Source organism: Psychrobacter glacincola (assembly GCF_965118485.1).
Classification (GTDB): Bacteria; Pseudomonadota; Gammaproteobacteria; order Pseudomonadales; family Moraxellaceae; genus Psychrobacter; species Psychrobacter glacincola_D.
Genome location: NZ_CBCPJH010000027.1, coordinates 22,455 through 45,040, shown reverse-complemented (window position 1 = coordinate 45,040; position 22,586 = coordinate 22,455). Strand labels below are relative to the sequence as shown.

Here is a 22,586-nt window from a genome sequence, read left to right as displayed (position 1 = left end):
TACTGAATTAAACACCTAAGCCATTGATAGTATTGTTTTAGTTAATCTCAATAACTTAGATTACTGTTAATTTTACTGTTATTAATTAATATCAAGCTTCGTCGTGCTCTGGTACCGGCACCGGTTCGAGCTGTAAATTATGCACTTTGACAAGCCATGCGTCAAGCTCATGCTCAAACCAAAAAGACGAGGACCCATCTTTGTATTGAGCCGGAAAGGTACCAGTTTTTATCTTCTCATAAATAGTTGATTTTGGTATTGCCACTTTATCAACTACTTGCTCGATTCGTAATCGTCGTAAGTTAGTCATCTTGTACCTCGCTTAATTTCACTTGCAGCGCTTTTGTCATCGTGTCTATATCGTCAGCGCTAAACTCTTTTAGTGTATATAAAACCCATATTGCCATTTTCTCGTTACTCACAATCACTCTCCTTAACAAACAGCGTTAAATCAGGCTCGCTATAACTATCAGGCTTTGCAATCTTACCGTTAGCATCAAACTCAAACTTACCGTTGACCATCTTGCTATTGTTTGAGCGTATAACCTCTTTTAGTGCGCCTTCAATATCAAAGCCCATCATATAAGCGACACCAGTAGCGGTTACGATTTGGTCGCATAGGGCGTCTAGTAACTCTAAACCATTAATCTGCTCGACAAACATAGCTATATCATCGGAAGTTTCTGACCTTCCTGCGCCTTTCAAGTCGTTAGCTGCGTCATGTATGTCACTTGCATCGCCATTAATAGCCTCTAGGTTTTCAGCAAACTCCTCAAAATGGCATCCAATCTGAACGCATTTATCCAAGTCAGTCGGCTCAGGCTTTGCGGCTTTAAACCAGTTGCGAATATCAGTGATAGAATCAGGCTTAACATACGGCTGCATCTTGCTAGGGTAGTGGTCTGTTTCAATCCAACTTTTAGCCTCACAGATAGAACCTAGTTCTTTGGCGCCAGTGCTGCCCTCAGATTGGTCATGCCAAGTAACAGCAGCCTTGTCACCTACTTCTGCTATTCGATAAAATATACCTGCGCCTTGCGCTCCTATATTCGGAATAAGACCTACTGAATACTCAGTTTCAAACCAAACCAACGGCTGTAACGGTAAATTACTCATGACTTGCCCCATATTTATTATGATAGTTTTGCGCCCATTGCTTAGCTTCTTGCTTGCTCTCTAAGTAGCAAGATTGCATGGCCACGCCGTCCGGTAACTTGCTGTAGATAACTTGTATCGTGTGGCCTATCTCGCTTATCCGATAGCTGTGAGTATCAGTGTTCGCTACGTCGTTTGTTGACCAGTTTAGTTTTTGGGTCATAGCGCATTGCTCCTATATCTATCTATATTTTTAATGGTGTGATTGATCTGCTCAGTCAGTATGATTGCGTGATTAATATCAGGATTATCGCTATTAGCAGGGTTTTGGTGGTTTATAACCGCATTAGCCCCACGATGAATACACACCAGGTTGTCGATATGGCAGTTGGTACGGTCATTATCTAAAAACCTAATGCAATAGCCGTCAGGGATTTTACCGTTGTGCTGTTCCCATATAACAACATGCTTGCGCCTCCATGTTCGTGGCTGCTTAGTTTTAATAATAACGTAACCATCTTTACTGCAAAAACGCTCTGTGCCAACCTCTTTTGTCTTAAACCCACCATGCCCTTTTTTAAAAAAGTAGTCTGAATTTGTGCGGTGTGGCTTGCCTTTGTTCCAGGGTATGCCGCCTTTTTTAAGTTGACCGCCATTCACTCCACTCTTAAAGCCGCATCTTCTGCAGAAAGATGAAACCACATTAACGCTAAAATCAGTGTTAAACCGCTTGTTTAGCCTGGCGGTCAGGTCAGCCCTTGATATGCCTTTTTGATTGTCTCGAACCCAATCAACCAACTCTTTGTTGTAAACGCTGCACTTAATCATAGCCAAGCGCCTGATTACGCATAACATCAACCATCTTTTCAGGTGCGTACTCACTAACAATCTTCACTCGCTCATTGATAACGCGCTCACCATCAATAGCTTGGGCGATAATAGGCGTAACAGCTTTTGCTCTAGCAATTTCAGCGTCTAATTGTTCGGGTGTTAGATCAGGGTTCATCAGATTATTCAGCATATCGTGCGAGAAACCTATGACGGCATGTATGTCTCTACGTGTATTACTCATTCTTATTATCCTCATTAGTAAATAGATGACCTGCACCTAAGTGCTATCGGTGGTCAACCGGCTTTGCCTCGACTGCGATTTAAACGCACGTATGACGTGTGGCATACGCAAGGAGTGTCAATCATTGCTGCCAGCGTTGTAACGTCACTACTGGCTAGGTAACGGCTCTATTAGCCCTGAGCAAGGTAATTAGTTAAAGTTGACCGTCATAAAATCGATTGAATGGAATATCATCGTCTACTGGACCCATTCCACCACCTGCCATAGCTGTGTTCTGGTTATTCTGTGCCATGTGGTTATTAACCTGACCCTGCATACCTTGCGCGTTCTGTGCGACTTTTTGAGCGTAGGCGTTAGGCGCTTGCTGACTGTTTGATGGCTGCTGATAGACTTGGCTGCTTTGCTGCTGACTTCCGTTAGCACTATCTAGCATTTGCATTTGCTGTGCTCTCACGCTTGTGGCGTAGCGGTCAGTGCCGTCCTGAGCCTGATATTTACGTGTCTTTAAGTTACCTTCGATATAAACCTTACTGCCCTTGCGTAAATATTGAGCTGCAATCTCACCCAATCGACCAAACATATCTATGCGATGCCACTCAGTTTCTTCTTTAGCTTCACCCGTCTGCTTATCTTTCCATTTTTCAGTTGTGGCGATTGATATATTAGTCACACCGCCACCATTGTTGAATTGACGTACTTCTGGATCAGCGCCTAATGTACCGACCAAAATTACTTTATTAACTCCATTCATACTGTTTCACCTTCTTTGGTTTTGGTTAAGTTTTCTATAATTTCATTCAGCTTGGCATTGCAAGCCGCAACTTCGTTTTCTAGCGCCTCAATATCAACATCGTCGCGCATTACGCGGATAATAATGGTCTGCAAGTCCTCACTAAATCGCGGATCATAACTCACGAAATCGCACCACTTGCGACCAGTGCAAGCCAACTGCCATGTAATCTGTGGCATATATTCTTCAGGCACTTGCTGCGTTAATATCGTATTGGTGTGTGTATCTCTGTTAGGACACTTGACCTCGATTAAGCCATCATCACCGATTAATCCGTCAGGACTTGCACCACTCATTGATATGGCAGGGTGAGTGATTAATCCACAGCCCACCACAAACTCACCAGTTGCATTCTCATAAGCTGCTATTGCGTTTGGCTCGTTATCGATACCCCATTGCATAGCATCACTTATGCGCCTATCTTCGATTTCACCAGTTAAGCGCTCAGTTAATAGCGTGGTCATCGTTGCATTAAGCGCCTTGCCTTTACGTGGTTTGGCGCTAATATCTTTGACACGGCTGGCAGTTATCTTGCCAACCCTGTCAGACAGCCATTCATCATGCCGTTGTAGTAGGTTCATCTTCGATTATCTCCGCATCAATAATATCGTCTGCATTATTCATATCTGCTTTTTGTGCTACCTGCTTTAGCTCAGGACTGACAGCAGCCCATAAGCGTTTGGCGTGGTCTTTATTGTCAAGCGTATTTAGCAGTTTTTGCGCCTCTATTAGCTCGCTAGTTCCTTTGTTTGCTGCTTCAAGTAGTCTTGGGTATTCAGCGTTATAAAACTCGCTATAACCGTCATTCACTGGCTCTGCATCGCTGACAACGGTTGTTATGCCGCCGTCAATGCGTTTTGCCTCATCTTCATCATAAATACCACTAAAGCCAAAAGCGATACGGGCACACTGAATAAGGGCTTTGTGGCGTAACATCCGTTTTGGGTATTTTTTCCAAACCGGACTATTGGTCATTTCACACTCTGACAAATACTCGGTAACGATTGTCGGATGCGTTCTGTCTTTGCGATAAATCTTACAAGTGGCGCTTACATCATCTTGCTCAAACTGGATACCATCGCATTGCGGATTGTCGTTAATGATTCTCGACCAGCCGTCAACCGATACAATAGGGGTAATACTGCCCTTGCTTGGAAAGGCGTAAATCTCTTTTGTGAATGGGTTTAAACCGTACTGATTAGCGACAATGATTAGCGACACAAGCTGATCGTAATTAGCGCCTTTAAAAACTGTATTTAACAATGTGGCTTGTAGGCTCTCATTGCTCACGTTTTTCATACTTAGGTTTTCAGCCATTACTGCTATTTGGCTGCTTAAGCCGTCTATGTTTTGATTGTTCATAGTCTTACTCCTTATTAGTTATAAACCGACTTCGCTAGCGGTCAACGGTTCGCCTTGGTTGTTGATAGGCACAAAATAATCCCAAGAATTTTGAGCGGAGTGAAAACAATGGCTATAGCGTGTAACGGTATCAGCAAACGTAGAATATACCGCGCCATCATCTGATTGATGGTGACCAAAACCGCTTACATACTTGTCACCCCTTGCTAACATAGCCCTTGCCAAATCACTACCCGTCAGCTCACTACTCAAATCAACTTCTAGCAGCTCTTTTGCTATGTCACGCTCGATTAGCGAGTTTTGCTTTGGCTTTCTAAAACACTCATGGCAAACATAAAATCCATCACGGAACGTTTTGTGTTCAGGTACAGAGATAATTACCGTCAAGTCGCTATCTTCATTAAAACCCATCACCTCGTAAGACTTTCCTATCTCTAAAACATCAAAACCAACATCACCGCCATGCTTATTTTTAGCTTCTATAAAATCGCCGATACTTATATTTTTAAGTTTCATAATCTACCCCTTAATCCGTTTCAAACTTTCATTAGCCGCCTTAATCTCTTTAGCCTTGTCCGAGCTGTCGTAGTCGTCGATATAACCGTCAGCGGTCAATGGCTGCCACTCATTACTTACTAAGCCGTCAACCATCTTGTAAGCCTTACCATCGATTGCTTGATAAGTAATATCATCATCAAGGTCGGCTTGATTGTCTAAGTTGTCGAACTTGTGATTGATAACAGATGCTTGCTTGCTGCTGTACTCGCTATCGACTGCATCAGGTAGCATCGCAAAAGCGATACCACCCCATAGCAAGCCACCTACCAATGCGATACCTACTAATTCGTTGCTCATGATTTCACCTTTCTATCTATTGCACTATTCTGCCAGTCAACGGGGTTGGGGTGCTTTCCTACAAACTTAGACCTGCGAGTTATCCATACGCTTATAAAGTGCTCGCAATGTGTTTGTGATAACTGGTCTTTGCTTGCGTTGTACCAATAAACCTCGCCGTCTGCGTTGATAGCAGCGCTCTTAACCCACTTAGGCGCACTACTGAATATAGCTTTCGTTAGCTGCTTCACGCTGCCACCTCCACCGGTTTATGTGTTTCTTCGTCAACCACTCGCTCAACTTCAAAAATCACTTGATGTTTTAAGCGCTGGACTACCTGACCTCTCGCTTGCATACGTGTATGACCCCAGTGATATTCAATGCAGTAAGTGCCATGATCGTAAAATGCTAGTTCCCAAAGTTTCATGTCATGCCCCTTATGCGTGATGGTCGATAAAGTCTTGAGTATCATCAAAGACCAAAATTTGACCTTTAAGCCCTAAATCAATGTTGAAGCGCGCTGCCATTCTCACGAATGAATTACTGTGACCGCGCATAATCATGTGACCGGCGCACTGTAAATCAGTATTCTTGTGGCAAACAAACGATGGACTTTCGGCTATTTGCGTCGCTCGTTCTTCTCCAAGCCAACCCTCTAAGCTATCTTCACGAAAAGGGCAGTCTTTGCATGGTTTCTTGACACATGGTATTTTCATGATCTGCTCCTTATGCGTGGTCAGCGTGGTAGTCTTTAGCTTGTAAGTCGTAAGCCTTGTCTAGCGTTCCGTACTTGTTATGCAGCTCGATAAACACAGCATCTAAATCAATCTCTGATATGTCACATGCAGCGCAATCTTCATCGTAAGAGTCCGCGTAAACTAGCTCGATAGTCACTTCATCACGGTTGCCGTCATAACCTAAATCAACATCAACTTCGATGGTCGTATCTTCGATATACATCGTGAAACTTGCTGAACGTCCGTCACGGCTTACACTAGGGGTCGTTGCGTCATAGCCAACATTGGTGTTTGTTAATCCTTTGAAATAATCATCTATGTATGTCATAATCTCTCTCGCTTATTTAGTAAGTAGCCCTGCATTTGGTTAGTCGCCTCGCAGGGCTTTTTTGTGGGTGTTCGTTTAGTTGCTTACTGCCTACGATTGACGAATCGCACGTAGGTATGTAAATAATCAGTGATTGGTGTGTGTTCCTAATCAGTAACGCTATGTTCGCATATACGAACCAAGAGGTCAAGTACTTTTGTTCTAAAAAGCGAACTAATTTACGACAGGCAATAAAAAGCCCCGCAATAGCGAGGCTTTATGATGTTATTTTTTTATATTCGACTATCTATAGCGAGTGTATTTACCGTCAACAATACCTACTAAATTACATTCACCCATTGGCGTTAATCGCTGCTCATGCCAATCAGGATTTAATGGCTTGAGATACATATCATTGTGACCATCGCCCATGACAAGCTGCTTAAACGTGGCATCCGTATCATCATTGCATTGCACCACAACCAAATCCCCGTCTTTTAAATCCCACGGTGTTACGTCTGGCTCAACGTAAATTATTTCATCGGGTTTAAATTCAGGCAACATACTACGACCACGGACAATCAAACCAAAAGCCCTTTCTGATAAATGCTCAGGCTTTGGAATCCACTGTATAACGTCATCCATCGTGGTTGGCATGACTTCTATCCAGTCACCTGCTGCCACCCAACTGATAACCGGCATCTTACCAGCCATATTATGATCTAAATCGACTTGCTCAGTGCCTACGGGCGCATTAGTCATGCTGCCTATGCCTGATAGCAGCCAGTCAGTATTGCAGCGTAAGTATGACGCTAATTTTGTAGCATACACGCCCGATGGCTTGGTATCACCTTTAACCCAGCTACTTATAGTCGCCTTACCCGCGCCAGTTGCTCTTTTTATGTCAGCTTGACTTATCTTTAAGTCAGCCATTCTTTTGCTGATTCTATCTGCTGCATCATTCATCTGTAAGCCTCCTTAGTAGTGTTCGTATATCAAAACATAAAAGCTTGACATAAATACGAACAATGTGTTCTAATATACGAACATTAAGAGAACGGGAATACGAACATGACATTTGACCAGTTACTAAATTACTTTGACGGTCAAAGCTACAGAGAAATCGAAAAGCAAACAGGTATCTCTTTAGCGCAATTGACCTATTACAAGCAACACGGGATTCCAGAGGGCAGACAAGCAATTTTAGAGCTGCAAACTGGGGGTAAATTAAAAGCGGATGTACCGCCACTGATAAAACTACAGGATTTAGAACATGGCTAGTAAATCAAAACTCACTGACTGCATACCAACCCACTTAACCCGTGATAGCGCAAATGCGGTTAAAAACTTTGCGTTTGACGAAGATGCTACGCCTAGTCAGTGGGTTAGACGTTTGATTGATGATGAAATCAATCGTCGTCGCCTACAAGCTCAAGCTACGTTACGAGCACTTGGCAATCTAGCGAACGATGCGAACGAAACGAACGATTTTGAGGATGAAGACAATGACTGAACGCGAAATCGCAGACTGGGAGCGTGAGATTAGACACGCTAAGAAGATGCAGGAACAGCGAGCGAGTAAGCAGCGCCTCGATGTTATCAAAGCTACTTATGACGTACCAAAAAACACCTACACCGTTAAGGATAACGACAATGAAATCGACTGACAAAGACTTATTTGCTTGCGAGAGACAAGCCCATCTTTATTACGAAAATGCGGCGCAAGTAGAGAGAGACAGAATTGCAGACCGAAACACAATCACAAGGTTTGAGGAAAGCGAGCGTAAGAAGCGAGTAAACGAAATCTTTTGGCATGGCGTGATGCGGTTCATTACTCATATGACGTTAGCAATCATTGTCGTTTATACATTAATTCACTTTGCATAGAGGTTGGTCATGTCTCATAAAAACAGATGCCCAGAGCTACGTAAAAATTTAGACCTACTTTGCGGTAAGTTTAAAAAAGGTCAGTTTTTAGACTGGTTAGATTTTGAAGCACTAGGTATCAGCGCAGATGGTTCGCGGTATGCAATCAGAACACTTAAAACAGAGTACGAACTGGATATTTTAACGGTATGCCGAGGTAAGGCGATAGTCGGCTGGATTTTAGCAGAAGAAATCTTATAGGTGAGATATGGCAATCAGTGAATCAGCTATTGAACAGTTTGATAGAGAGTTTGGCATTAAGCAACTCACAGCATTGGATAACACAGGTCTTTATTGCAACAGCAATCACTACAGCAAGCACACCAAAATCATCATCTTGGCACAGCAAAAAAAGGTCATTAAGAAAGCAAAGAGAGGTAGTCATGATCGGTAAGAAACCCACTCACCCACTTTACAACAGGGTAGCAGAAATAGTTGCACAGAAAGTCGCTTACGGTGAGATACGCCATAGCGAGTTTAAAGGCATTAGAAATCAATCGTCAGTTAAAGCGGTATTAACAAGAATGGGGTTTGAAGCCAACTGTACTAACAATCCTATCGTTTGGAGTTTGGCTGGCACAAAGAGAGCCGCACCAAAGATAGATAAGAAAATAATCATGCCGAAGTACAAGCGCAAAAGCACGTCTTTATCTCAACAGATAAGAGATGACTTGTTGGAAGGCAAAACTATTTACGTTGATGATATTCCGCTATGCAGAAAGTACGTTATCAAGATTGTTAATGACATTAGACGACTAGGAATAAGAGTTGATATGAATAGGCAGGGTTATGGAGTGAATACAGGTCTGTCTTACAAAGTAGCAGAGAAATAAAAAACGCCTTATCAGGGCTAACTGATAAAGCGCATACAACAAACTTAACAAGTGAGAATTATGACATGCAATTACCAATTATTCAAGAAAATCAAGATTTGCAGCAAGCGGTCGACGCTAAAGAGCTTTACCAGTCATTAGGTCTAGACGTTACGCACTGGTCAAGATGGCACACCAAAAACATAGCTGAAAACCCATTTGCTACTCAGGGCGTGGATTTTGTGGGGTTCGCCATCATGGCTAGCGGCAACCAAACGCAAAACTACCTTTTATCCATAGAGTTTGCCAAAAAACTAGCAATGCAAGTACGCACTGAAATGGGCGAACGAATCAGAGATTACTTTTTAGAGTGTGAGCGCAAGGCAAGCCAACCGGTCGTAGCATTACCTGATTTTACTAATCCAGCACTAGCAGCTAGAGCATGGGCAGATGAGTACCAAGCCAAACAGATAGCGCAAGAACAGTTGGCGCTTGCTGCGCCTAAAGTTGCTCACTATGACGCTGTGGTCGAACGCTCAACGCTATTAAACGCTACGCAGGTAGCTCACTCAGTTGGCTTGTCGTCACCTCAGAAATTAAATAAGCACCTAGAGGCTATGGGTGTCTACAACGGTAGCTGTAAGCGAGGTAAAGAGTTTAGAGCGTGGTTTATAGAGAAAGGTCTGGGTGAGATGAAACAAGGTAGCACAGGGCATCAACAGCCTTTATTTACCACTAAGGGTCAGGCTTGGATATTCGACAAATTAGCGAGTGAAAGCGTTGCATGAGGGAGAGAGCAGTGAAGATTCATAGCTTTTATATAGAGGACGCTGAAAAGCATGGTGTAGAGAAGGCTGTAATTCTCTACAACCTACGCTTTTGGCTAGAAAAAAATAAGGCTAATGAGAAAAACCTACACGACGGCTATTACTGGACTTACAACTCAGCCAAGGCTTTTGCGACCTTATTCCCTTACTACAACTCAAGCAAGATTCATCGTTTATTAACGCAGATGGAAAGCGAGGGTTTAGTGCTATCTGGCAACTATAACAAGAAAGGTTATGACCGCACAAAATGGTACTCAATGCCTGAATTTTCGGTTGAAAGCATTGATAACAGCCATTTTTCACTTTTGCAAAATGCCATTTTTCATTATTGCAAAATGGATATTTCATTATTGCAAAATGCATTTTGCAGAAGTGCAACACCTATACCAGATATAAACACAGATGGTAAACCAGATAGTAAACCTATTACGTGTGAGGCGGAAATGCTGGTTGATTTGTGGAATGAAAACAGACCATCAAACGCTCAGGTAAAAAAATCGGTTTGGGTAAAAAAGGTTAAGACAAGGCTAAAGACTTTTACAGCAGATGAAATCAAACAGGCAATGCTCTTTTTAATTAACGACCAATGGTATCAATCAAACAGCCAAGTGCTAATTAAAAACGTAATTGATAGTGATGAACGTTGTGCAAAGGTCTTAGAGAAAAGCAGCCAACCAGCTAAAACAAATTATCAGGGGAATAACAATGCAAACCATCAACCAGCTAACAACAGACCTCAACGCGAAACTCAAGACGAATACGAACAAAGAATGCAGCGAGAGTTTAACCAAGAGTTTGGAGTGGAAGTACAAGCCGGAAGTAGTGCAGACAGCTACAGCTAGAGTTTTAAAATTGTTTGCAGAATTCAAGAGTGAGTACGGCGATCTGTTTGAGTACAAGAAACATCGTTTTGAGCCAGCAAGAGCAAGAGAGTGGGCGGTTGAGTTACTAGAGTCAGGTATCAACGCAGAACAGTACCAACACGGACGCTATCAGGCAGTAAAGAATCAAAAATACCCAGTAGAGCGCGCATACGATTTCATTCAGTTATGCAAGCAAGGTCAAGCAAGCGAATACCCAGCAGCACAATCCGCTTTCAACACAGCTTGCCAAAACTGCGGCATGAAAGGTGATGTTAAGCGAGATTGGAAGCATGAGGTGGTTTATGAGACAGCAAACCGCATCGGTTGGGGAGTGTTAGCCAGTGCCACCGAGTATTACTTCAAGACCTTTCAGGAGATTTACGAGCAAGTGGTGAGCGAGCATAAGAACGGCGACCGGTTTGTTATTCCTGAAGAGCGACAGTTGGCTTATGAGCATACACCGGTACAACAGGGCACAGCAGCAAGCGCGAACATTGACGCATTTTTAGCCAAGTTTGGCAGCAAAAAAGGTGAAGCGGTATGAGCATTATCAAATTCGAGAAAAGAGAATATCAAGTCATAACATCGTGCGAGCACCATCAAATAACTATCGATAGAGCAAACAAGAAAATTACGTGTAGAAACTGTGATACCGAGCTAGATCCTTTTGATGAAATCATGAATTACTCAGACGGGCTAAGTAACTATAAAAAAGAATTGGACGAATACCGAGAACGTACTGACCGCGAAGCAGCTCACAATCGAATTGTTGCTCGCAGACTTGAGAACAAGAAAAGAACCAAGTGTCACCACTGCGACCAGATGACAGAAATCAAAGTCAAAGAACCTACGCTTTGGGAATCTCACGAAGAAATGGTAAAGGGGTCGGTATGAGAACAATAACAATGCAAACAATCAAAGACGGCAAGCTATCAGGCGAAATACTAGAGGACGGCAAGTATTGGCAGATAGCACCGTTTGAGTATGACGGCAAAGACCAAGAAGCGGCACTGATGGATAGATTGGACATTGTTCAGATTGAAGCGCAGATGGAGAAAGATATGGCAGGGAGTGAGCAAGCATGAGCCAAACAGTATTTAAACCAGTATTCGACGGTTACTTCAAGATATTTTTGCACGATGACGATTATAAGAAAGCAGCAGATAGAGCAGATTTTACCGGTCAATGGATTAAATCGAAGCGCCACCGGATTATGAAAAAAGACCGCAAGTTTCAAGTCACCTTGCACATATTCGACACGGACGGACATAAGCGAGGATTGCAGGGCATGGTTTTCAAGGACAGAGGCGGCAAGGGTGATTTGTCCAAAGTGATATTCGGTTTTGGTAATGACTTCGTTGATGAGCTGAGAGCAGGGGATAAGGATTTGAAAGTAGATTTGGTTAATTCGTACGCTGTTGTAAGGGCTTAGAGATGGGTAATTTAGAGCATATAGGAAATAAGAAAATAGTAATCCAGCAAACATGGATTGGATTAAATAAGGTTGAGGTTGTTTATCAGGATTTTAGCAAACAGACCTACGACAAGGTGACGTTTGAGCAAATGCACAAGGAGGTTAAGTAATGGCTTTATCAGAGGATGACATACAAAAACAGATCATTGGCTGGGCGCGTCACAAGAAAGTAAACGGCAAGCCATTATCTGAGCTGATACATCATTCACCCAACGGTGGTCAACGGCATATCGTGACAGCAACAAGGTTTAAGGCGATGGGGACGCTCGCAGGATTCCCTGATTTATTTGTCTTTATCGCAAGAGGTGGTTTTAACGGGTTGTTTATCGAGCTTAAAAAACCAAAGGGCAGGGTAAGCGCGATTCAGCAGCAAAGGATCGATGCACTCAATGAGCAGGGTTATAGGGCAGTCGTCTGCTACGGATTCGATGAAAGCATCAAAACAATAACTGATTACTTGGAGACATGGCCTTAAATACGCAAGCAGTGCAACACTAACAAGGGTACAAGCGCTTTAAATCCCATTTATATGCCAATGGTGCTGAATGGGATTGAGAGGCTTAAGACGGAGATATGAGAATGATTAGTTCGGGCAATGAAATAACAATCAAACAAGGTGCAGGGAGATTAACAATTGATATTGATACGGGCGATGTATTTATCCATGACGATATTAATAACGAGTCTGTTTTTATAGATCCATCTGTTTGGGGTGAGGTCAAGTCAGCTGTAGATGGATTGCTTAAGGAGCATGGGGAATGAGTGATATCGAGATTGGTAGTGAGTGGGTACAGAAGAAGAAAACGCCAAAAGAGTTTGAGGTTGTTGTTTTATCAGGTGATAGCTTGATGGTCAAAGAAAATGGAGAGGGTTTTTCTATACCGTGGTACACCAGTGATTTTTTAGAGCATCACGAGCCAAAAGCTAAAGCAGACATGGTAAACCATCCGCCGCACTACAAAGATGCAAGCGGAATCGAATGTATCGAAGTGACTTCAAAAATGAGTTTTTGCGGTGGGAATTGCTTCAAGTATTTATATCGGGCAGGGAAAAAAGGCTCAACGGTTGAGGATTTGAAAAAGGCGGCTTGGTATGCAGATCAAGCATGGCTTATGGAGGAAATCACCGATATTAGATTGATAGATAATATTGTAAAAATAGCTGAGCATCGGAACGTGAATATAGCGGATGCCATGCATTTTATTTATGAAGATATGTGGGCTGATGTGAAGCGGAGTATCGAAGCTGAAATCGCAAGGCTAGAAAGTGAGTAAGCGCGATAACAAGCGACTTGAACAGGTCCGGTCCTTACCGTGTTGTGTTTGCGGCATGGGGCCGCGTTCACAGGCGGCTCATTCAAACTTTAGTGAGCACGGAAAAGGTCGGTCCATCAAAGCCGATGATAAATATACGATACCGTTATGTGATGCGGACCATAAAAGATTTGACCAGATGCTCATGGGTATGGACCGCAATCAATCGCTCGAATGGTTCACCGAAAAACTAGAAAGCACAAACGAGACACTAAAGAGGTTAGAGGATGCAGCCATTCAAAACTATCCGGAGAGTTTTTAGAGTTATCAGCTTAGACGTATTCACAAACCTATGTGCTTATATCATGTCGATGTACCAAGCCCACAAAGAAAACAGAGAAGTTGAAACAATCGTAACGGTTGAGGTGATTAGTAAAGAGCGAGCGCGGTCAGTGGCTCAAAATTCTCTCTACTGGAAATGGGTAACGATAATCGGCGGTAAGGACGGCAACACTAAAGAGCAGCAGCACACGATATTAAAACGCGCTCATTTGGTCAGGATTTATCAGCGTGACGACTTAGAGACAGCGGAGACAGTGCTAGTGCTCAACGAGGCTAAAAAGCATTTAAGTGCGCAAGAGTATGAGCGACTGGCACAAGGGGTTGCTAGGTTATTCAGTACAACTAAAGCGAGCACAAAGCAGATGGGCGAATATCTTGATGAGATATATCATTTTTACAATGCACAAGGGCTATTCCTTCCACAGCCAAGCGACTACCAATGGATTAAGGGTGATATATGAGTGACACAGTTGAATTGCTAAAAGCATGGGGTCAGTGGTCAAGAGACAACCATAACTTAGGATGCAAAAGCCCTAGTTTGATGTTGATGCGTTCAGCGCCTCATAAAGATAAGTCAGATGCACCCACGAAGGTAGCTCAGTTGACCTATATCAGCGATGATGATGCTTTGAGGGTAGATGATGCTGTGGCAGATTTAAAGAGCAATAGCGAGCGACTAGATGCGCTTGTTGGTTACTACTGCGACAACAAGGATATGAGTTTTTTATCTAAAGCAATGCGCCATCGTGTAATCAAGAATACATACATAGGCAATATGAGTCTAGATGATGTAGCTAGAGATATTAATTATTTTCTAGGTAAGCCGTTGTTTAGTCCAGTAAGGGTAACAAGGGTGTTAGAGAGTGCAATTGGTTTCATAGATGGGCGTTTAGTTGATTGACTTCATAATATAGACTATGGTACATTTATGTTACGCTAAGCAATTTGTGTACAGCGAACTGATAATACCAAGCCTCATCTTCACGGATGGGGCTTTTTTATGCCTACGATTTAGCATGGAAGCTGCTATGAGCCAATACCAAGACAGTCACGAAGAAATATACAATCGTTATCATGAGACTGATAACCCAGTTACTAAGCGGTCGTATCTCGATATATTAAAGACACGCGCTAATAACGGTAGTAAAGATGCTGCTAGTTTTGTGCGTAAGATTGAATTAAGTAAATAAACACTTTGCCCACTTAACCGCGGGCTTTTTTATACCGATTAACGCTGGGAGGTGTTATGTCAAACGATACGCCTAACAGCGTTGTGAGTGAAGAAGATATTCCGCTTGAGCCAAGACAGCAGTTATTTGTAGATGAATACATTGTTGATTTCAATGCGACTAGAGCAGCGAAGGCAGCAGGATATAGTGAGAATAGCGCGGCATCTATAGGTAGTGAAAACCTAACAAAACCTAACATTGATATGGCAGTTGATAAAGCAATAGCAGACAGACGTAAGCGGCTTAGAATTGACGCTGACACAGTTTTATGTAAGTGGTGGCAGATTGCTAATGCAGACTATAACGAGCTGTCTAGTGTTCGTCGTGTTGCTTGTGGTTGGTGCTATGGCGGCGCGCTTACTGAAGACGATGAATATGAAACGCCCGTCGTTGATATAAGTCAAGAGCCAGACGCTGATTGCATAAAGTGTAGAGGTGAAGGTTCGCCGCATGTTCATATTGCTGACACGAGCAAGCTATCACCGACAGGTAGGCTACTCTACCAAGGTGCTGAAAATACCAAGTTTGGTATCAAGGTTAATGTGGCAGACCGGATGAAGGCATTGGATAACGTAGCAAGGCATTTGGGTATGTTTAAAGATACGGTCAATCATGTGTCGGAAGATGGCAGCATGACGCCAACAGTTAATAACTTCAACGGTGACGCTCAAGCAGCAAGCCAAGCCTATCAGGATATTATGGGTGGTAAATAATGCCTATCCCTTTTGCATTTGATTTTAAAAATCCTGATTATGCACAGGTTTTCGAATGGCGTATTGAGCGATTACAGCGCATTAGACAAAACCCTGAGTCACTACCAGCACTAAAAGCATTTTATAAAGACAATCCAGCTCAATTTATTATTGATTGGGGTGTGACATATGACCCGCGCAACATTGAGCGTGGCTTACCGTCATACATACCGTTTTTGTTATTTCCTAAGCAAGAGGAGTGGATTCATTGGCTGATGGACGGTTGGAAGTTGCAAAAACCGTCCATCACGGAGAAGACACGCGATATGGGTATGTCGTGGCTCATGATGGGCTTGTCATGCTCGCTAGGGCTGCATAACAACGGCTTATCAGTTGGTGTCGGTAGTCGTAAAGAGGAATACGTTGACCTTATCGGCAGTCCTAAAGCACTGTTTGAAAAAGGTCGTATGTTTTTAAGTGGTTTACCGCCTGAGTTTCGCGGTGGTTGGATTAGAGAAAAGCACAGCCCATTTAAAAGAATAATATTACCCGAAACTGGCAGCGTGATTACTGGTGAGGCAGGTGACGGCATTGGTCGTGGTGATAGGGCGTCATTGTATTTTGTTGATGAGGCTGCTTTCTTAGAGCGTCCGCATCTTGTTGATGCTTCACTGTCAGCTACTACCAACAGTCGCAATGATATATCAACACCCAATGGCAGTAATAACTCATTTGCATTACGCCGTCACAGTGGGCGTATTCGTGTGTTTACCTTCCATTGGCGTGATGATCCGCGCAAAGATGATGTTTGGTATAACAAGCAATTAGATGAACTCGACGCGGTGACAGTCGCGCAAGAGATTGATATTGACTACTCAGCGTCGGTTGAAGGCGTATTGATACCGTCAGCATGGGTCCAGTCTGCTATTGATGCTCACAAGAAACTGGGAATTACTATCAGCGGCAGTAAGATTATGGCGCTAGATGTGGCGGACGAGGGTATTGATAAAAACTCAATAGCCGGTCGTTATGGTGTGTTACTTAACAGCTTGACTACTTGGAGTGGCAAGGATTCAGATATATTTGCTACATCAAAAGAGGCGGTTGAGGCTACTGCTGACAGTCAGTCAGAATACTTTCTGTACGATACTGATGGTCTTGGCGCAGGGGTTAGGGGCGATGCCAGGGTAATTAATGAGCAGCGCACAGGTCTGCCTGACGTTGTCGCTCACCCATTTAGAGGTTCAGCCGGTATTTATAAGCCCGAGCGTGAAGATATCTTAGGTAAAAAGAACAGCGACGCTTTTGATAACTTCAAAGCTCAAGCGGGATGGGCGCTACGCAAGCGCTTCTTAATAACACATAGGGCTGTCACTGACGGTACTGCATTTCATCCTGATGACATTATCAGTATTGATAGCACGCTCGATGAACTTGCCAAGCTAACTACTGAACTTTCACAGCCTACCTACGCAAAAACCAATGCGGGCAAAATTTTAATCAATAAGAAACCAAAAGGCACACCATCGCCAAATCGATTTGATGCGGTGATGATGGTGTTCGCTGACAACATGGTTGAGAAGAAATCCACTAAACGACATAGAGCCACAGCTGGCAAACGGACGTACAGATGACAGACATGACTAAAAAGCCGCGTTACCGTGTCAAAGCTGGCGGCACACTAAGCCAAGAGCAAGCGATTGATTTTCGCGGCAAGATGTTTTATCAACAGCTCATACGCCAAGACACCGACGAGATACTTAAAAAAGCAGGTGTCAGTCGCTATGCGCTCAAGACGCTACTTACTGACCCCGATATTGACCAAGCGGTTGATAGACGTACTGAGGAGCTAACAAGCTCGCTTTATACGTTGATGCCAAGTGAAGGTAAGGTTGCTGAGTTTATCTATGAGCAATTAGATTTGCACTTAGAGCCGATATTGCAAGGCGTTATTGACAGCAAGCTGTACGGCTATGATGTTGCTGAAATGGTATGGGGGCAAGACGATAAAAAGCGTAACGTCGTCACTAAGCTAACGAGCAAGCCTATCGATTGGTTTGAGCCTAAAGCTAACGGCGATTTATTGTGGTATCCAAACGATGGCAGCAAGGCAATTACGGTCAGCGACCAAGATGATTATCAGTATCGTTATCTATTCCAACAGCACAAACCCACGTACTTAGAGCCAAAAGGCAAGTCATTACTAAGCCGCATTTATTGGCTGCATTATTTCAAAACTAATGGTTGGCGTTTTTGGTCTAAGTTCTTAGAGCGTTTTGGTTCCCCACTATTGATCGGTAAGACTGACGCGACCAGTGATGAGGACGCGCAAGACTTTGCTAATGCATTACTGGCAGCTCATAACTCGGGTGTCGTCACTATCGGCATTGAGGAAAGCGTAACGCCGGTAACTGGTGGCAGTCATGGTGAAGCGTTCGTTGCTTATAATGATGTTGCTAAGCAAGGCATTACGACTTATCTGCTAGGTCAAACGCTCACCAGTGGTACAGACGGTGGCGGTAGTTACGCACTAGGCAAGGTGCAACAAGAGCAGCAAGAGATTATCTTTAGTAGTGACCGTAAGCATGCGCTGAAACCTATTCAGAATTTTATTAATATCATCTGCTATGCCAATGGTTTAGAAGCGCCAGAGTTTAAATGGATTGCCAAAAAAGTTATTCCGATTGACCAGTTAGACGCTGACAAAAAAGCGTATGACATGGGGCTTAGATTCAATAAGACATACTTCGTTGATGAGCTTGGTTATGAGGAGCGCCATATCTCACACGTTGAGAGTATGAGTCAGCCAGTGACCGCATTACCAATATCAGCTAAGGCTAATACGTTCGCTAAACAAACGTGGTTGCCGTTTAAAGCTGCTGATAGTGACCGCGAATTTACCGATGAGCAAATGGAGCTTGAGCAAGTCGCAGATGATGCGCTAAATGCGAGCGTACAGCCGTTTGATACTAATGTGGTGCTATCGGCTATCAATAACGCTACGGACGCAGATAGCCTGCGTGAGGCACTGTTTAATCTATGCGGTGAGGGATTGGCTGATAATGAGTTTACACAGTTAGTTAATACGGCTATTCAGGTCGCTGATGTGCATGGTTTTGCTGATGAATCGAGTGAGGTTTAACCATGGCAACGCTAACAGCAGGATTTGACGTACAGTTTATTGAAGCCATTGCTTACGCTTTAAATCGTGAGATTGTACTGCCTGATAATTACTACAACGTCATGACACCTATACAGCGTCAGCAAGCGGTATCAATAGCAGGTCTAGCACAGACTGAGCAGATCAAGCACGTGATGGGCTTGGTTAATGAACAATTAGTTGATGGCGGTACGTTTGCAGACTTCCAAAAGGCGGTCAAAGCGGGCGATATTGATATTAATTTGCCAAAGCATCGGCTAGACAATATCTTTAGGACTAATATCCAAGGCGCTTATGGGCGCGGTCGATGGTATCAGCAGCAAGAAAACAAGGCTGAGCGCCCTTACTTGATGCGTGATGGTATCAATGACAGCAGACAAAGACCTGCTCATCGTATTTTAGATGGCATTGTTAGACATATTGATGATCCGTTTTGGGATATACACTACGCGCCAGACGATTTTTTATGTCGATGCCATATGCGCTCGCTAACCAAGTCGCAAGCTGATGCTAAAGGGATTACGACGGATGGCGACTTGCCGGATGTTAACCCCCAAAACGGCTTTGGTGGTACACCAGCGCAATACACAAATCGCATGACAACATTAGTCAACAATAAGATAGCCGAACTTGCTATAACTTATTACAAGCAGTCAGGTGCGATACTCGCAGCAAGACAGCGGATTGAGGCAGCTATTACAGTGATGTTAGCACAGCCGATACCTGAACTTGCAGCGATGATTGACGAGGCTAAAAAACTGGTTGAGGAGCAAGAGGCATGAACAAATCACGAATACTCAGAGCTATTGTGCTACTGATAGATATAGCCGTCGTCACTTACTCAAAGAGACGTAAAAAGAAGTGATATAATAAATCTAAAATAAGGGGTTTATTATGAGCGAAATAAAATTCATGTATTTTATGATGGGTGCATCAAGCGCACTTGTTTTGATTTGGTTGATACTTGTAGCTGTGATTTTCTACTTTGATATTAAATTATCTGACTTCAATCGATAAATAGCGCTGCCAAATAAACAAACGAATTACACCAAGCCTTTACAGAAATGTAAGGGCTTTTTTAATGGGTGAAATATGAACTTACAAGCAAAGATTAAGCGCGATATTGATAGTCATGCGCTCATGAGCTGCACAGGGCTTGAGCATCAGCTTGCGTCTATCGACTTTAAGGCGCTATCACGCTATGACGACGATGATAGCGAAGCGGCTTACACAGTCGAAAATGGCGTAGCGACTATTGATGTGCGCGGTCTGCTAGTACCTGAAACATCAAGCGACTATCGCTCATGGGGTGTGACGGGCTATGCAAACTTAGCGGACTACATACAGCAAGCCAATGACGATTACACGGTGACTAGCATTGTCTTAGATATTGATAGTCCCGGCGGTTATGTTGCTGGTCTTGATGGGATCATCGAAAATATTTACCAGTCAGAAAAGCCTATTGACGCATTTGTCAGTGGCGATATGAACTCAGCCGCTTACTGGATGGGCGTAGGTGCAAGAACGATAACTGCATCCAAGCATTCAGAGATTGGCAGTATCGGTGTGTTGGCAACTCACTCAGAGTTTAGCAAGGCGCTAGACATTGAAGGTCAGAAAGTATCGATATTCAAGTCAGGAAAGTGGAAAGCCGCCTTTAGCTCGCTTATACCATTAACCGCTGAAGAAAAAACGCGAATACAAGAAAGCGTCGATGAATCAGCAAGTATCTTTTTTAATCATGTAGCAGCACAGCGCAATGTTGATGCTAAGACAGTCAAGGGCTGGGAAGGTGATGTATTCACCGCCGTCAAAGCCAAAGAATTAGGTCTAATTGATGCGATTGCGGATAGCGTAGCAGTGTCAAGCAGCACCAAACAGAGCAACACTAATCCGCAACTTGAGGAGAATTACGTGGATGAATTAGCACAGGCGAAAGCCAAAATCACAGCATTAGAGGCATCTGAGGCACAAGCCAAGCAAGAAGCCCTTGATGCAAAAGCCGCAGCACTGACAGCGCAAAACGCACTGGCAGAAACGCAAGCCGCTACCCGTCAAACAGCTATCGATAAGTTGGCTGCTGATACTGGTCGCACGTTTACCGACGAGCAAGTGACAGCGTTTAAAGCGATGGATAACGCACAGTTTGCTGTTGCTGAATTTATGGCAAAACCAGTTGAGCCTAAAGCACCAGCATTACCCGATGGCTTGGACAAAGAACAAGCAACCAATGGCCGTGAAAGTGGCGAAAGTAGAATCATGGCAGCAGTAGCAGCCGCACAAGCACAAGGAGCTAAATAATGGTTGATTTCACTTATACAACCGAACAGCCGTTACCAGTTGATATCGCGCCTGTCACGGATAGCGTCGTACCAACTACGGCAACCGCATATCATAAAGGCGATTTGCTAATCATAGCTGCTGGCACCAACGTAGCGACGCACAGTAATACTAGCACTGGCGCACAAGCTGATTGGCATGTTATCTGTTTGGCTGATGTGACCGCTGAGCAAGCAACTGAAAAACTAGCGATGGGTGTTGAAATGCCCGTTTATGTGGCTGGTAAATTCGATGTTGCAGGTGTCAAGCTTAATGGTGTGGCACTTAATGCGACTCAGAAACTGGCAGCGCGCGCGTATGCTAATCGCTCAACTAAAATCACGCTTAGCGTAGTTAAATAGGAATAGAATTTATGGCTACTTTTGTATTTGATGATGCGCAAATTGATACCGCATCTTTTGAGGAGCTTGGCGCGGTTTATGACCACAGCAAGCCAGTTGATAGCTTTTTACGTGACCGTTATTTTGGCAATACCATCTTACTAAATGGTCAAGATAAAGTGCCAGTAGGCGAGATTAAAACCTATGTGCCACTTGCACCAGCCGTTTTGCCGACTGCACAAGGTCGTGTGATTAAAGATAAGGTTGAGCTAAACGTCAGTTATATCAAAGCGCCTTACTTAAAACCTGCTTGTGTGGTTGAGCCGTTAAGCGACATTGACGCTAAGATGCAAAAACTATTGCAATCTATGCGCGTTATTTCAACCAATGCTGCCGGCACACCGCCAAGTATGCAAGACGAGTGGGAAATGGCAGCCGCCAACTCTTATTGGACTATTCGTCAGTCAATCGCTGCACGTATCGCTTTGATGTGCCGTGACGCCTTGTTATATGGCAAAGTTGTCGTACAAGGTGATGATAATGCTGGTGTGACTGTCGATTATGGTCGTCATGTTGATCTTAAAGTTAACCCGCTTATTGCATGGGATCAAGTGGGCGCTACGCCTTACGAAGATATCCGCAAGATGGTTAAAAACCTAACCAAGCATGGTAAGCGCCGCGCTGTGGATGCGTTGATGTCTAGCCGTGTGTTTGAAGCATTGGCAGACAATGAAACGTTTAACAAACGCTTTACCAATGCGCTTGATACCAGTGCGACCCGTGTGTTTGGTGGCGGTTTTGGCGGTGAAACAGAAGCGACATTACGCGGTACTTTAGAGGGTATCGAGTTTTGGACGTATGACGTTGAGTTTGAGAAAGACGATGGCACAAGCGAGCTGATGATTCCAGAAGATGGTTTTTGGTTGGTGTCTGAGCGTGGTAATAACTTGTATTTCTGTATGATTAAGCATCGTAAAAACCCTGCTAAATTAGCAATGGAATTGATGCCATATCATGTGTTTAGTGATAACCCATCTGTTGATGAGTTTATTGCTGATTCAAGCCCGTTGCCAGTGACCATCAATAAGAACGGCGCTTGTGGTGGTACTGGTTTTATCACTCTTTAATAAACCCTTAACTTAATTGCCCTG

General features: G+C 43.6%; 42 protein-coding genes. 28 read left to right on the top strand and 14 right to left on the bottom strand.

Annotated elements, in window-relative coordinates; all coding sequences use genetic code 11:
- Positions 1-91: 91 nt before the first annotated feature.
- The 14 genes from ACMHKH_RS10755 to ACMHKH_RS10690 all read right to left on the bottom strand — a co-directional run bounded on the left by ACMHKH_RS10755 (position 92) and on the right by ACMHKH_RS10690 (position 7,163).
- A complete protein-coding gene (locus tag ACMHKH_RS10755; protein WP_413520641.1) occupies positions 92-310 on the bottom strand; it encodes a helix-turn-helix transcriptional regulator in 219 nt (72 codons plus the stop codon).
- 104 nt (positions 311-414) lie between these two features.
- Positions 415-1,116 (bottom strand): nucleoside triphosphate pyrophosphohydrolase family protein, encoded by a 702-nt coding sequence (locus tag ACMHKH_RS10750; RefSeq protein ID WP_413520640.1) that lies wholly within the window; start codon positions 1,114-1,116, stop codon positions 415-417.
- Positions 1,109-1,318: a hypothetical protein gene (locus ACMHKH_RS10745; RefSeq protein WP_413520639.1), complete on the bottom strand. Its 210-nt coding sequence runs from the start codon at positions 1,316-1,318 to the stop codon at positions 1,109-1,111. Before ACMHKH_RS10745 ends, ACMHKH_RS10750 begins: the two co-directional genes overlap by 8 nt.
- Positions 1,315-1,923, bottom strand: coding sequence for an HNH endonuclease signature motif containing protein (locus tag ACMHKH_RS10740; protein ID WP_413520638.1), 609 nt, complete (start codon positions 1,921-1,923; stop codon positions 1,315-1,317). The genes ACMHKH_RS10745 and ACMHKH_RS10740 overlap by 4 nt, the downstream gene beginning before the upstream one ends.
- Positions 1,916-2,167, bottom strand: coding sequence for a hypothetical protein (locus tag ACMHKH_RS10735; RefSeq protein ID WP_413520637.1), 252 nt, complete (start codon positions 2,165-2,167; stop codon positions 1,916-1,918). The genes ACMHKH_RS10740 and ACMHKH_RS10735 overlap by 8 nt, the downstream gene beginning before the upstream one ends.
- A 193-nt stretch (positions 2,168-2,360) precedes the next feature.
- Positions 2,361-2,918: a single-stranded DNA-binding protein gene (ssb, locus tag ACMHKH_RS10730; RefSeq protein ID WP_413520636.1), complete on the bottom strand. Its 558-nt coding sequence runs from the start codon at positions 2,916-2,918 to the stop codon at positions 2,361-2,363.
- Positions 2,915-3,538, bottom strand: coding sequence for a lambda exonuclease family protein (locus ACMHKH_RS10725; protein WP_413520635.1), 624 nt, complete (start codon positions 3,536-3,538; stop codon positions 2,915-2,917). Before ACMHKH_RS10725 ends, ssb begins: the two co-directional genes overlap by 4 nt.
- Positions 3,516-4,274 carry a recombinase RecT gene (locus ACMHKH_RS10720; RefSeq protein WP_413520642.1) on the bottom strand — a complete coding sequence of 253 codons (759 nt, stop codon included), beginning with the start codon at positions 4,272-4,274 and terminating at the stop codon, positions 3,516-3,518. The genes ACMHKH_RS10725 and ACMHKH_RS10720 overlap by 23 nt, the downstream gene beginning before the upstream one ends.
- A 63-nt stretch (positions 4,275-4,337) precedes the next feature.
- Entirely contained in the window at positions 4,338-4,835 is a 498-nt protein-coding gene (locus ACMHKH_RS10715; protein ID WP_413520634.1) for a hypothetical protein, read from the bottom strand.
- 3 nt (positions 4,836-4,838) lie between these two features.
- Positions 4,839-5,174, bottom strand: coding sequence for a hypothetical protein (locus tag ACMHKH_RS10710; RefSeq protein ID WP_413520633.1), 336 nt, complete (start codon positions 5,172-5,174; stop codon positions 4,839-4,841).
- A 226-nt stretch (positions 5,175-5,400) separates the two neighbouring features.
- The gene (locus ACMHKH_RS10705; protein ID WP_413520632.1) at positions 5,401-5,580 is read right to left on the bottom strand and encodes a hypothetical protein; all 180 of its coding nucleotides are present in this window, start codon (positions 5,578-5,580) and stop codon (positions 5,401-5,403) included.
- A gap of 10 nt (positions 5,581-5,590) precedes the next feature.
- Positions 5,591-5,869: a DUF6283 family protein gene (locus ACMHKH_RS10700; protein WP_413520631.1), complete on the bottom strand. Its 279-nt coding sequence runs from the start codon at positions 5,867-5,869 to the stop codon at positions 5,591-5,593.
- 10 nt (positions 5,870-5,879) lie between these two features.
- Positions 5,880-6,218, bottom strand: a complete 339-nt coding sequence (locus tag ACMHKH_RS10695) for a hypothetical protein (protein WP_413520630.1) — start codon at positions 6,216-6,218, stop codon at positions 5,880-5,882.
- Between the two features lie 282 nt (positions 6,219-6,500).
- A complete protein-coding gene (locus ACMHKH_RS10690) occupies positions 6,501-7,163 on the bottom strand; it encodes a S24 family peptidase (protein WP_413520629.1) in 663 nt (220 codons plus the stop codon).
- A 105-nt stretch (positions 7,164-7,268) separates the two neighbouring features.
- Between ACMHKH_RS10690 and ACMHKH_RS10685 the strand changes: the two genes are divergently transcribed.
- The 28 genes from ACMHKH_RS10685 to ACMHKH_RS10550 all read left to right on the top strand — a co-directional run bounded on the left by ACMHKH_RS10685 (position 7,269) and on the right by ACMHKH_RS10550 (position 22,562).
- Positions 7,269-7,478, top strand: a complete 210-nt coding sequence (locus ACMHKH_RS10685) for a hypothetical protein (protein WP_413520628.1) — start codon at positions 7,269-7,271, stop codon at positions 7,476-7,478.
- Complete coding sequence (locus ACMHKH_RS10680) at positions 7,471-7,710, top strand: hypothetical protein (protein WP_413520627.1); 240 nt, start codon at positions 7,471-7,473, stop codon at positions 7,708-7,710. The genes ACMHKH_RS10685 and ACMHKH_RS10680 overlap by 8 nt, the downstream gene beginning before the upstream one ends.
- Entirely contained in the window at positions 7,703-7,864 is a 162-nt protein-coding gene (locus tag ACMHKH_RS10675) for a hypothetical protein (protein WP_413520626.1), read from the top strand. Before ACMHKH_RS10680 ends, ACMHKH_RS10675 begins: the two co-directional genes overlap by 8 nt.
- A complete protein-coding gene (locus tag ACMHKH_RS10670) occupies positions 7,851-8,084 on the top strand; it encodes a hypothetical protein (RefSeq protein ID WP_413520625.1) in 234 nt (77 codons plus the stop codon). The genes ACMHKH_RS10675 and ACMHKH_RS10670 overlap by 14 nt, the downstream gene beginning before the upstream one ends.
- A 9-nt stretch (positions 8,085-8,093) precedes the next feature.
- Positions 8,094-8,324 (top strand): hypothetical protein, encoded by a 231-nt coding sequence (locus tag ACMHKH_RS10665; RefSeq protein WP_413520624.1) that lies wholly within the window; start codon positions 8,094-8,096, stop codon positions 8,322-8,324.
- A gap of 7 nt (positions 8,325-8,331) precedes the next feature.
- Entirely contained in the window at positions 8,332-8,517 is a 186-nt protein-coding gene (locus ACMHKH_RS10660; RefSeq protein ID WP_413520623.1) for a hypothetical protein, read from the top strand.
- Positions 8,507-8,956 (top strand): hypothetical protein, encoded by a 450-nt coding sequence (locus ACMHKH_RS10655; protein ID WP_413520622.1) that lies wholly within the window; start codon positions 8,507-8,509, stop codon positions 8,954-8,956. Before ACMHKH_RS10660 ends, ACMHKH_RS10655 begins: the two co-directional genes overlap by 11 nt.
- Before the next feature lie 65 nt (positions 8,957-9,021).
- Positions 9,022-9,723, top strand: a complete 702-nt coding sequence (locus ACMHKH_RS10650) for an antA/AntB antirepressor family protein (RefSeq protein ID WP_413520621.1) — start codon at positions 9,022-9,024, stop codon at positions 9,721-9,723.
- An 11-nt stretch (positions 9,724-9,734) separates the two neighbouring features.
- A complete protein-coding gene (locus ACMHKH_RS10645) occupies positions 9,735-10,604 on the top strand; it encodes a hypothetical protein (RefSeq protein WP_413520620.1) in 870 nt (289 codons plus the stop codon).
- Positions 10,585-11,169 carry a hypothetical protein gene (locus ACMHKH_RS10640; RefSeq protein WP_413520619.1) on the top strand — a complete coding sequence of 195 codons (585 nt, stop codon included), beginning with the start codon at positions 10,585-10,587 and terminating at the stop codon, positions 11,167-11,169. The genes ACMHKH_RS10645 and ACMHKH_RS10640 overlap by 20 nt, the downstream gene beginning before the upstream one ends.
- Positions 11,166-11,519 (top strand): hypothetical protein, encoded by a 354-nt coding sequence (locus tag ACMHKH_RS10635; RefSeq protein WP_413520618.1) that lies wholly within the window; start codon positions 11,166-11,168, stop codon positions 11,517-11,519. The genes ACMHKH_RS10640 and ACMHKH_RS10635 overlap by 4 nt, the downstream gene beginning before the upstream one ends.
- Positions 11,516-11,710 carry a hypothetical protein gene (locus tag ACMHKH_RS10630; RefSeq protein WP_413520617.1) on the top strand — a complete coding sequence of 65 codons (195 nt, stop codon included), beginning with the start codon at positions 11,516-11,518 and terminating at the stop codon, positions 11,708-11,710. The genes ACMHKH_RS10635 and ACMHKH_RS10630 overlap by 4 nt, the downstream gene beginning before the upstream one ends.
- Positions 11,707-12,057 (top strand): hypothetical protein, encoded by a 351-nt coding sequence (locus ACMHKH_RS10625; RefSeq protein ID WP_413520616.1) that lies wholly within the window; start codon positions 11,707-11,709, stop codon positions 12,055-12,057. The genes ACMHKH_RS10630 and ACMHKH_RS10625 overlap by 4 nt, the downstream gene beginning before the upstream one ends.
- Positions 12,058-12,059: 2 nt before the next feature.
- Complete coding sequence (locus ACMHKH_RS10620) at positions 12,060-12,209, top strand: hypothetical protein (RefSeq protein ID WP_413520615.1); 150 nt, start codon at positions 12,060-12,062, stop codon at positions 12,207-12,209.
- Positions 12,209-12,574 (top strand): VRR-NUC domain-containing protein, encoded by a 366-nt coding sequence (locus ACMHKH_RS10615; protein WP_413520614.1) that lies wholly within the window; start codon positions 12,209-12,211, stop codon positions 12,572-12,574. Before ACMHKH_RS10620 ends, ACMHKH_RS10615 begins: the two co-directional genes overlap by 1 nt.
- 104 nt (positions 12,575-12,678) lie before the next feature.
- Entirely contained in the window at positions 12,679-12,861 is a 183-nt protein-coding gene (locus ACMHKH_RS10610) for a hypothetical protein (RefSeq protein ID WP_413520613.1), read from the top strand.
- The gene (locus tag ACMHKH_RS10605) at positions 12,858-13,373 is read left to right on the top strand and encodes a DUF3310 domain-containing protein (protein ID WP_413520612.1); all 516 of its coding nucleotides are present in this window, start codon (positions 12,858-12,860) and stop codon (positions 13,371-13,373) included. Before ACMHKH_RS10610 ends, ACMHKH_RS10605 begins: the two co-directional genes overlap by 4 nt.
- Positions 13,366-13,674: a DUF968 domain-containing protein gene (locus ACMHKH_RS10600; RefSeq protein ID WP_413520611.1), complete on the top strand. Its 309-nt coding sequence runs from the start codon at positions 13,366-13,368 to the stop codon at positions 13,672-13,674. Before ACMHKH_RS10605 ends, ACMHKH_RS10600 begins: the two co-directional genes overlap by 8 nt.
- Positions 13,675-13,717: 43 nt before the next feature.
- On the top strand, positions 13,718-14,155 hold the full coding sequence (locus ACMHKH_RS10595) for a hypothetical protein (protein WP_413520610.1): 438 nt from the start codon (positions 13,718-13,720) through the stop codon (positions 14,153-14,155).
- Entirely contained in the window at positions 14,152-14,595 is a 444-nt protein-coding gene (locus ACMHKH_RS10590; RefSeq protein WP_413520609.1) for an antiterminator Q family protein, read from the top strand. The genes ACMHKH_RS10595 and ACMHKH_RS10590 overlap by 4 nt, the downstream gene beginning before the upstream one ends.
- Before the next feature lie 127 nt (positions 14,596-14,722).
- Positions 14,723-14,884, top strand: a complete 162-nt coding sequence (locus ACMHKH_RS10585) for a hypothetical protein (protein ID WP_413520608.1) — start codon at positions 14,723-14,725, stop codon at positions 14,882-14,884.
- A gap of 56 nt (positions 14,885-14,940) precedes the next feature.
- On the top strand, positions 14,941-15,636 hold the full coding sequence (locus ACMHKH_RS10580) for a terminase small subunit (protein ID WP_413520607.1): 696 nt from the start codon (positions 14,941-14,943) through the stop codon (positions 15,634-15,636).
- Entirely contained in the window at positions 15,636-17,249 is a 1,614-nt protein-coding gene (locus tag ACMHKH_RS10575) for a terminase (protein ID WP_413520606.1), read from the top strand. Before ACMHKH_RS10580 ends, ACMHKH_RS10575 begins: the two co-directional genes overlap by 1 nt.
- Positions 17,246-18,757: a DUF935 family protein gene (locus ACMHKH_RS10570; RefSeq protein ID WP_413520605.1), complete on the top strand. Its 1,512-nt coding sequence runs from the start codon at positions 17,246-17,248 to the stop codon at positions 18,755-18,757. The genes ACMHKH_RS10575 and ACMHKH_RS10570 overlap by 4 nt, the downstream gene beginning before the upstream one ends.
- Before the next feature lie 2 nt (positions 18,758-18,759).
- Entirely contained in the window at positions 18,760-19,557 is a 798-nt protein-coding gene (locus ACMHKH_RS10565; protein ID WP_413520604.1) for a phage minor head protein, read from the top strand.
- A 310-nt stretch (positions 19,558-19,867) separates the two neighbouring features.
- Positions 19,868-21,076, top strand: coding sequence for a S49 family peptidase (locus tag ACMHKH_RS10560; RefSeq protein WP_413520603.1), 1,209 nt, complete (start codon positions 19,868-19,870; stop codon positions 21,074-21,076).
- Positions 21,076-21,456 (top strand): hypothetical protein, encoded by a 381-nt coding sequence (locus ACMHKH_RS10555; protein ID WP_413520602.1) that lies wholly within the window; start codon positions 21,076-21,078, stop codon positions 21,454-21,456. The genes ACMHKH_RS10560 and ACMHKH_RS10555 overlap by 1 nt, the downstream gene beginning before the upstream one ends.
- An 11-nt stretch (positions 21,457-21,467) precedes the next feature.
- Positions 21,468-22,562 (top strand): major capsid protein, encoded by a 1,095-nt coding sequence (locus ACMHKH_RS10550; RefSeq protein ID WP_413520601.1) that lies wholly within the window; start codon positions 21,468-21,470, stop codon positions 22,560-22,562.
- The last annotated feature ends 24 nt before the right edge of the window (positions 22,563-22,586 follow it).

What these genes read in the sequence shown, in the direction of transcription:
- ACMHKH_RS10755 (WP_413520641.1), bottom strand. Translation starts at nt 310, where the DNA reads ATGACTAACTTACGACGATTACGAATCGAGCAAGTAGTTGATAAAGTG.
- ACMHKH_RS10750 (WP_413520640.1), bottom strand. Translation starts at nt 1,116, where the DNA reads ATGAGTAATTTACCGTTACAGCCGTTGGTTTGGTTTGAAACTGAGTAT.
- ACMHKH_RS10745 (WP_413520639.1), bottom strand. Translation starts at nt 1,318, where the DNA reads ATGACCCAAAAACTAAACTGGTCAACAAACGACGTAGCGAACACTGAT.
- ACMHKH_RS10740 (WP_413520638.1), bottom strand. Translation starts at nt 1,923, where the DNA reads ATGATTAAGTGCAGCGTTTACAACAAAGAGTTGGTTGATTGGGTTCGA.
- ACMHKH_RS10735 (WP_413520637.1), bottom strand. Translation starts at nt 2,167, where the DNA reads ATGAGTAATACACGTAGAGACATACATGCCGTCATAGGTTTCTCGCAC.
- ssb (WP_413520636.1), bottom strand. Translation starts at nt 2,918, where the DNA reads ATGAATGGAGTTAATAAAGTAATTTTGGTCGGTACATTAGGCGCTGAT.
- ACMHKH_RS10725 (WP_413520635.1), bottom strand. Translation starts at nt 3,538, where the DNA reads ATGAACCTACTACAACGGCATGATGAATGGCTGTCTGACAGGGTTGGC.
- ACMHKH_RS10720 (WP_413520642.1), bottom strand. Translation starts at nt 4,274, where the DNA reads ATGGCTGAAAACCTAAGTATGAAAAACGTGAGCAATGAGAGCCTACAA.
- ACMHKH_RS10715 (WP_413520634.1), bottom strand. Translation starts at nt 4,835, where the DNA reads ATGAAACTTAAAAATATAAGTATCGGCGATTTTATAGAAGCTAAAAAT.
- ACMHKH_RS10710 (WP_413520633.1), bottom strand. Translation starts at nt 5,174, where the DNA reads ATGAGCAACGAATTAGTAGGTATCGCATTGGTAGGTGGCTTGCTATGG.
- ACMHKH_RS10705 (WP_413520632.1), bottom strand. Translation starts at nt 5,580, where the DNA reads ATGAAACTTTGGGAACTAGCATTTTACGATCATGGCACTTACTGCATT.
- ACMHKH_RS10700 (WP_413520631.1), bottom strand. Translation starts at nt 5,869, where the DNA reads ATGAAAATACCATGTGTCAAGAAACCATGCAAAGACTGCCCTTTTCGT.
- ACMHKH_RS10695 (WP_413520630.1), bottom strand. Translation starts at nt 6,218, where the DNA reads ATGACATACATAGATGATTATTTCAAAGGATTAACAAACACCAATGTT.
- ACMHKH_RS10690 (WP_413520629.1), bottom strand. Translation starts at nt 7,163, where the DNA reads ATGAATGATGCAGCAGATAGAATCAGCAAAAGAATGGCTGACTTAAAG.
- ACMHKH_RS10685 (WP_413520628.1), top strand. Translation starts at nt 7,269, where the DNA reads ATGACATTTGACCAGTTACTAAATTACTTTGACGGTCAAAGCTACAGA.
- ACMHKH_RS10680 (WP_413520627.1), top strand. Translation starts at nt 7,471, where the DNA reads ATGGCTAGTAAATCAAAACTCACTGACTGCATACCAACCCACTTAACC.
- ACMHKH_RS10675 (WP_413520626.1), top strand. Translation starts at nt 7,703, where the DNA reads ATGACTGAACGCGAAATCGCAGACTGGGAGCGTGAGATTAGACACGCT.
- ACMHKH_RS10670 (WP_413520625.1), top strand. Translation starts at nt 7,851, where the DNA reads ATGAAATCGACTGACAAAGACTTATTTGCTTGCGAGAGACAAGCCCAT.
- ACMHKH_RS10665 (WP_413520624.1), top strand. Translation starts at nt 8,094, where the DNA reads ATGTCTCATAAAAACAGATGCCCAGAGCTACGTAAAAATTTAGACCTA.
- ACMHKH_RS10660 (WP_413520623.1), top strand. Translation starts at nt 8,332, where the DNA reads ATGGCAATCAGTGAATCAGCTATTGAACAGTTTGATAGAGAGTTTGGC.
- ACMHKH_RS10655 (WP_413520622.1), top strand. Translation starts at nt 8,507, where the DNA reads ATGATCGGTAAGAAACCCACTCACCCACTTTACAACAGGGTAGCAGAA.
- ACMHKH_RS10650 (WP_413520621.1), top strand. Translation starts at nt 9,022, where the DNA reads ATGCAATTACCAATTATTCAAGAAAATCAAGATTTGCAGCAAGCGGTC.
- ACMHKH_RS10635 (WP_413520618.1), top strand. Translation starts at nt 11,166, where the DNA reads ATGAGCATTATCAAATTCGAGAAAAGAGAATATCAAGTCATAACATCG.
- ACMHKH_RS10630 (WP_413520617.1), top strand. Translation starts at nt 11,516, where the DNA reads ATGAGAACAATAACAATGCAAACAATCAAAGACGGCAAGCTATCAGGC.
- ACMHKH_RS10625 (WP_413520616.1), top strand. Translation starts at nt 11,707, where the DNA reads ATGAGCCAAACAGTATTTAAACCAGTATTCGACGGTTACTTCAAGATA.
- ACMHKH_RS10620 (WP_413520615.1), top strand. Translation starts at nt 12,060, where the DNA reads ATGGGTAATTTAGAGCATATAGGAAATAAGAAAATAGTAATCCAGCAA.
- ACMHKH_RS10615 (WP_413520614.1), top strand. Translation starts at nt 12,209, where the DNA reads ATGGCTTTATCAGAGGATGACATACAAAAACAGATCATTGGCTGGGCG.
- ACMHKH_RS10610 (WP_413520613.1), top strand. Translation starts at nt 12,679, where the DNA reads ATGATTAGTTCGGGCAATGAAATAACAATCAAACAAGGTGCAGGGAGA.
- ACMHKH_RS10605 (WP_413520612.1), top strand. Translation starts at nt 12,858, where the DNA reads ATGAGTGATATCGAGATTGGTAGTGAGTGGGTACAGAAGAAGAAAACG.
- ACMHKH_RS10595 (WP_413520610.1), top strand. Translation starts at nt 13,718, where the DNA reads ATGTCGATGTACCAAGCCCACAAAGAAAACAGAGAAGTTGAAACAATC.
- ACMHKH_RS10590 (WP_413520609.1), top strand. Translation starts at nt 14,152, where the DNA reads ATGAGTGACACAGTTGAATTGCTAAAAGCATGGGGTCAGTGGTCAAGA.
- ACMHKH_RS10585 (WP_413520608.1), top strand. Translation starts at nt 14,723, where the DNA reads ATGAGCCAATACCAAGACAGTCACGAAGAAATATACAATCGTTATCAT.
- ACMHKH_RS10580 (WP_413520607.1), top strand. Translation starts at nt 14,941, where the DNA reads ATGTCAAACGATACGCCTAACAGCGTTGTGAGTGAAGAAGATATTCCG.
- ACMHKH_RS10575 (WP_413520606.1), top strand. Translation starts at nt 15,636, where the DNA reads ATGCCTATCCCTTTTGCATTTGATTTTAAAAATCCTGATTATGCACAG.
- ACMHKH_RS10570 (WP_413520605.1), top strand. Translation starts at nt 17,246, where the DNA reads ATGACAGACATGACTAAAAAGCCGCGTTACCGTGTCAAAGCTGGCGGC.
- ACMHKH_RS10565 (WP_413520604.1), top strand. Translation starts at nt 18,760, where the DNA reads ATGGCAACGCTAACAGCAGGATTTGACGTACAGTTTATTGAAGCCATT.
- ACMHKH_RS10560 (WP_413520603.1), top strand. Translation starts at nt 19,868, where the DNA reads ATGAACTTACAAGCAAAGATTAAGCGCGATATTGATAGTCATGCGCTC.
- ACMHKH_RS10555 (WP_413520602.1), top strand. Translation starts at nt 21,076, where the DNA reads ATGGTTGATTTCACTTATACAACCGAACAGCCGTTACCAGTTGATATC.
- ACMHKH_RS10550 (WP_413520601.1), top strand. Translation starts at nt 21,468, where the DNA reads ATGGCTACTTTTGTATTTGATGATGCGCAAATTGATACCGCATCTTTT.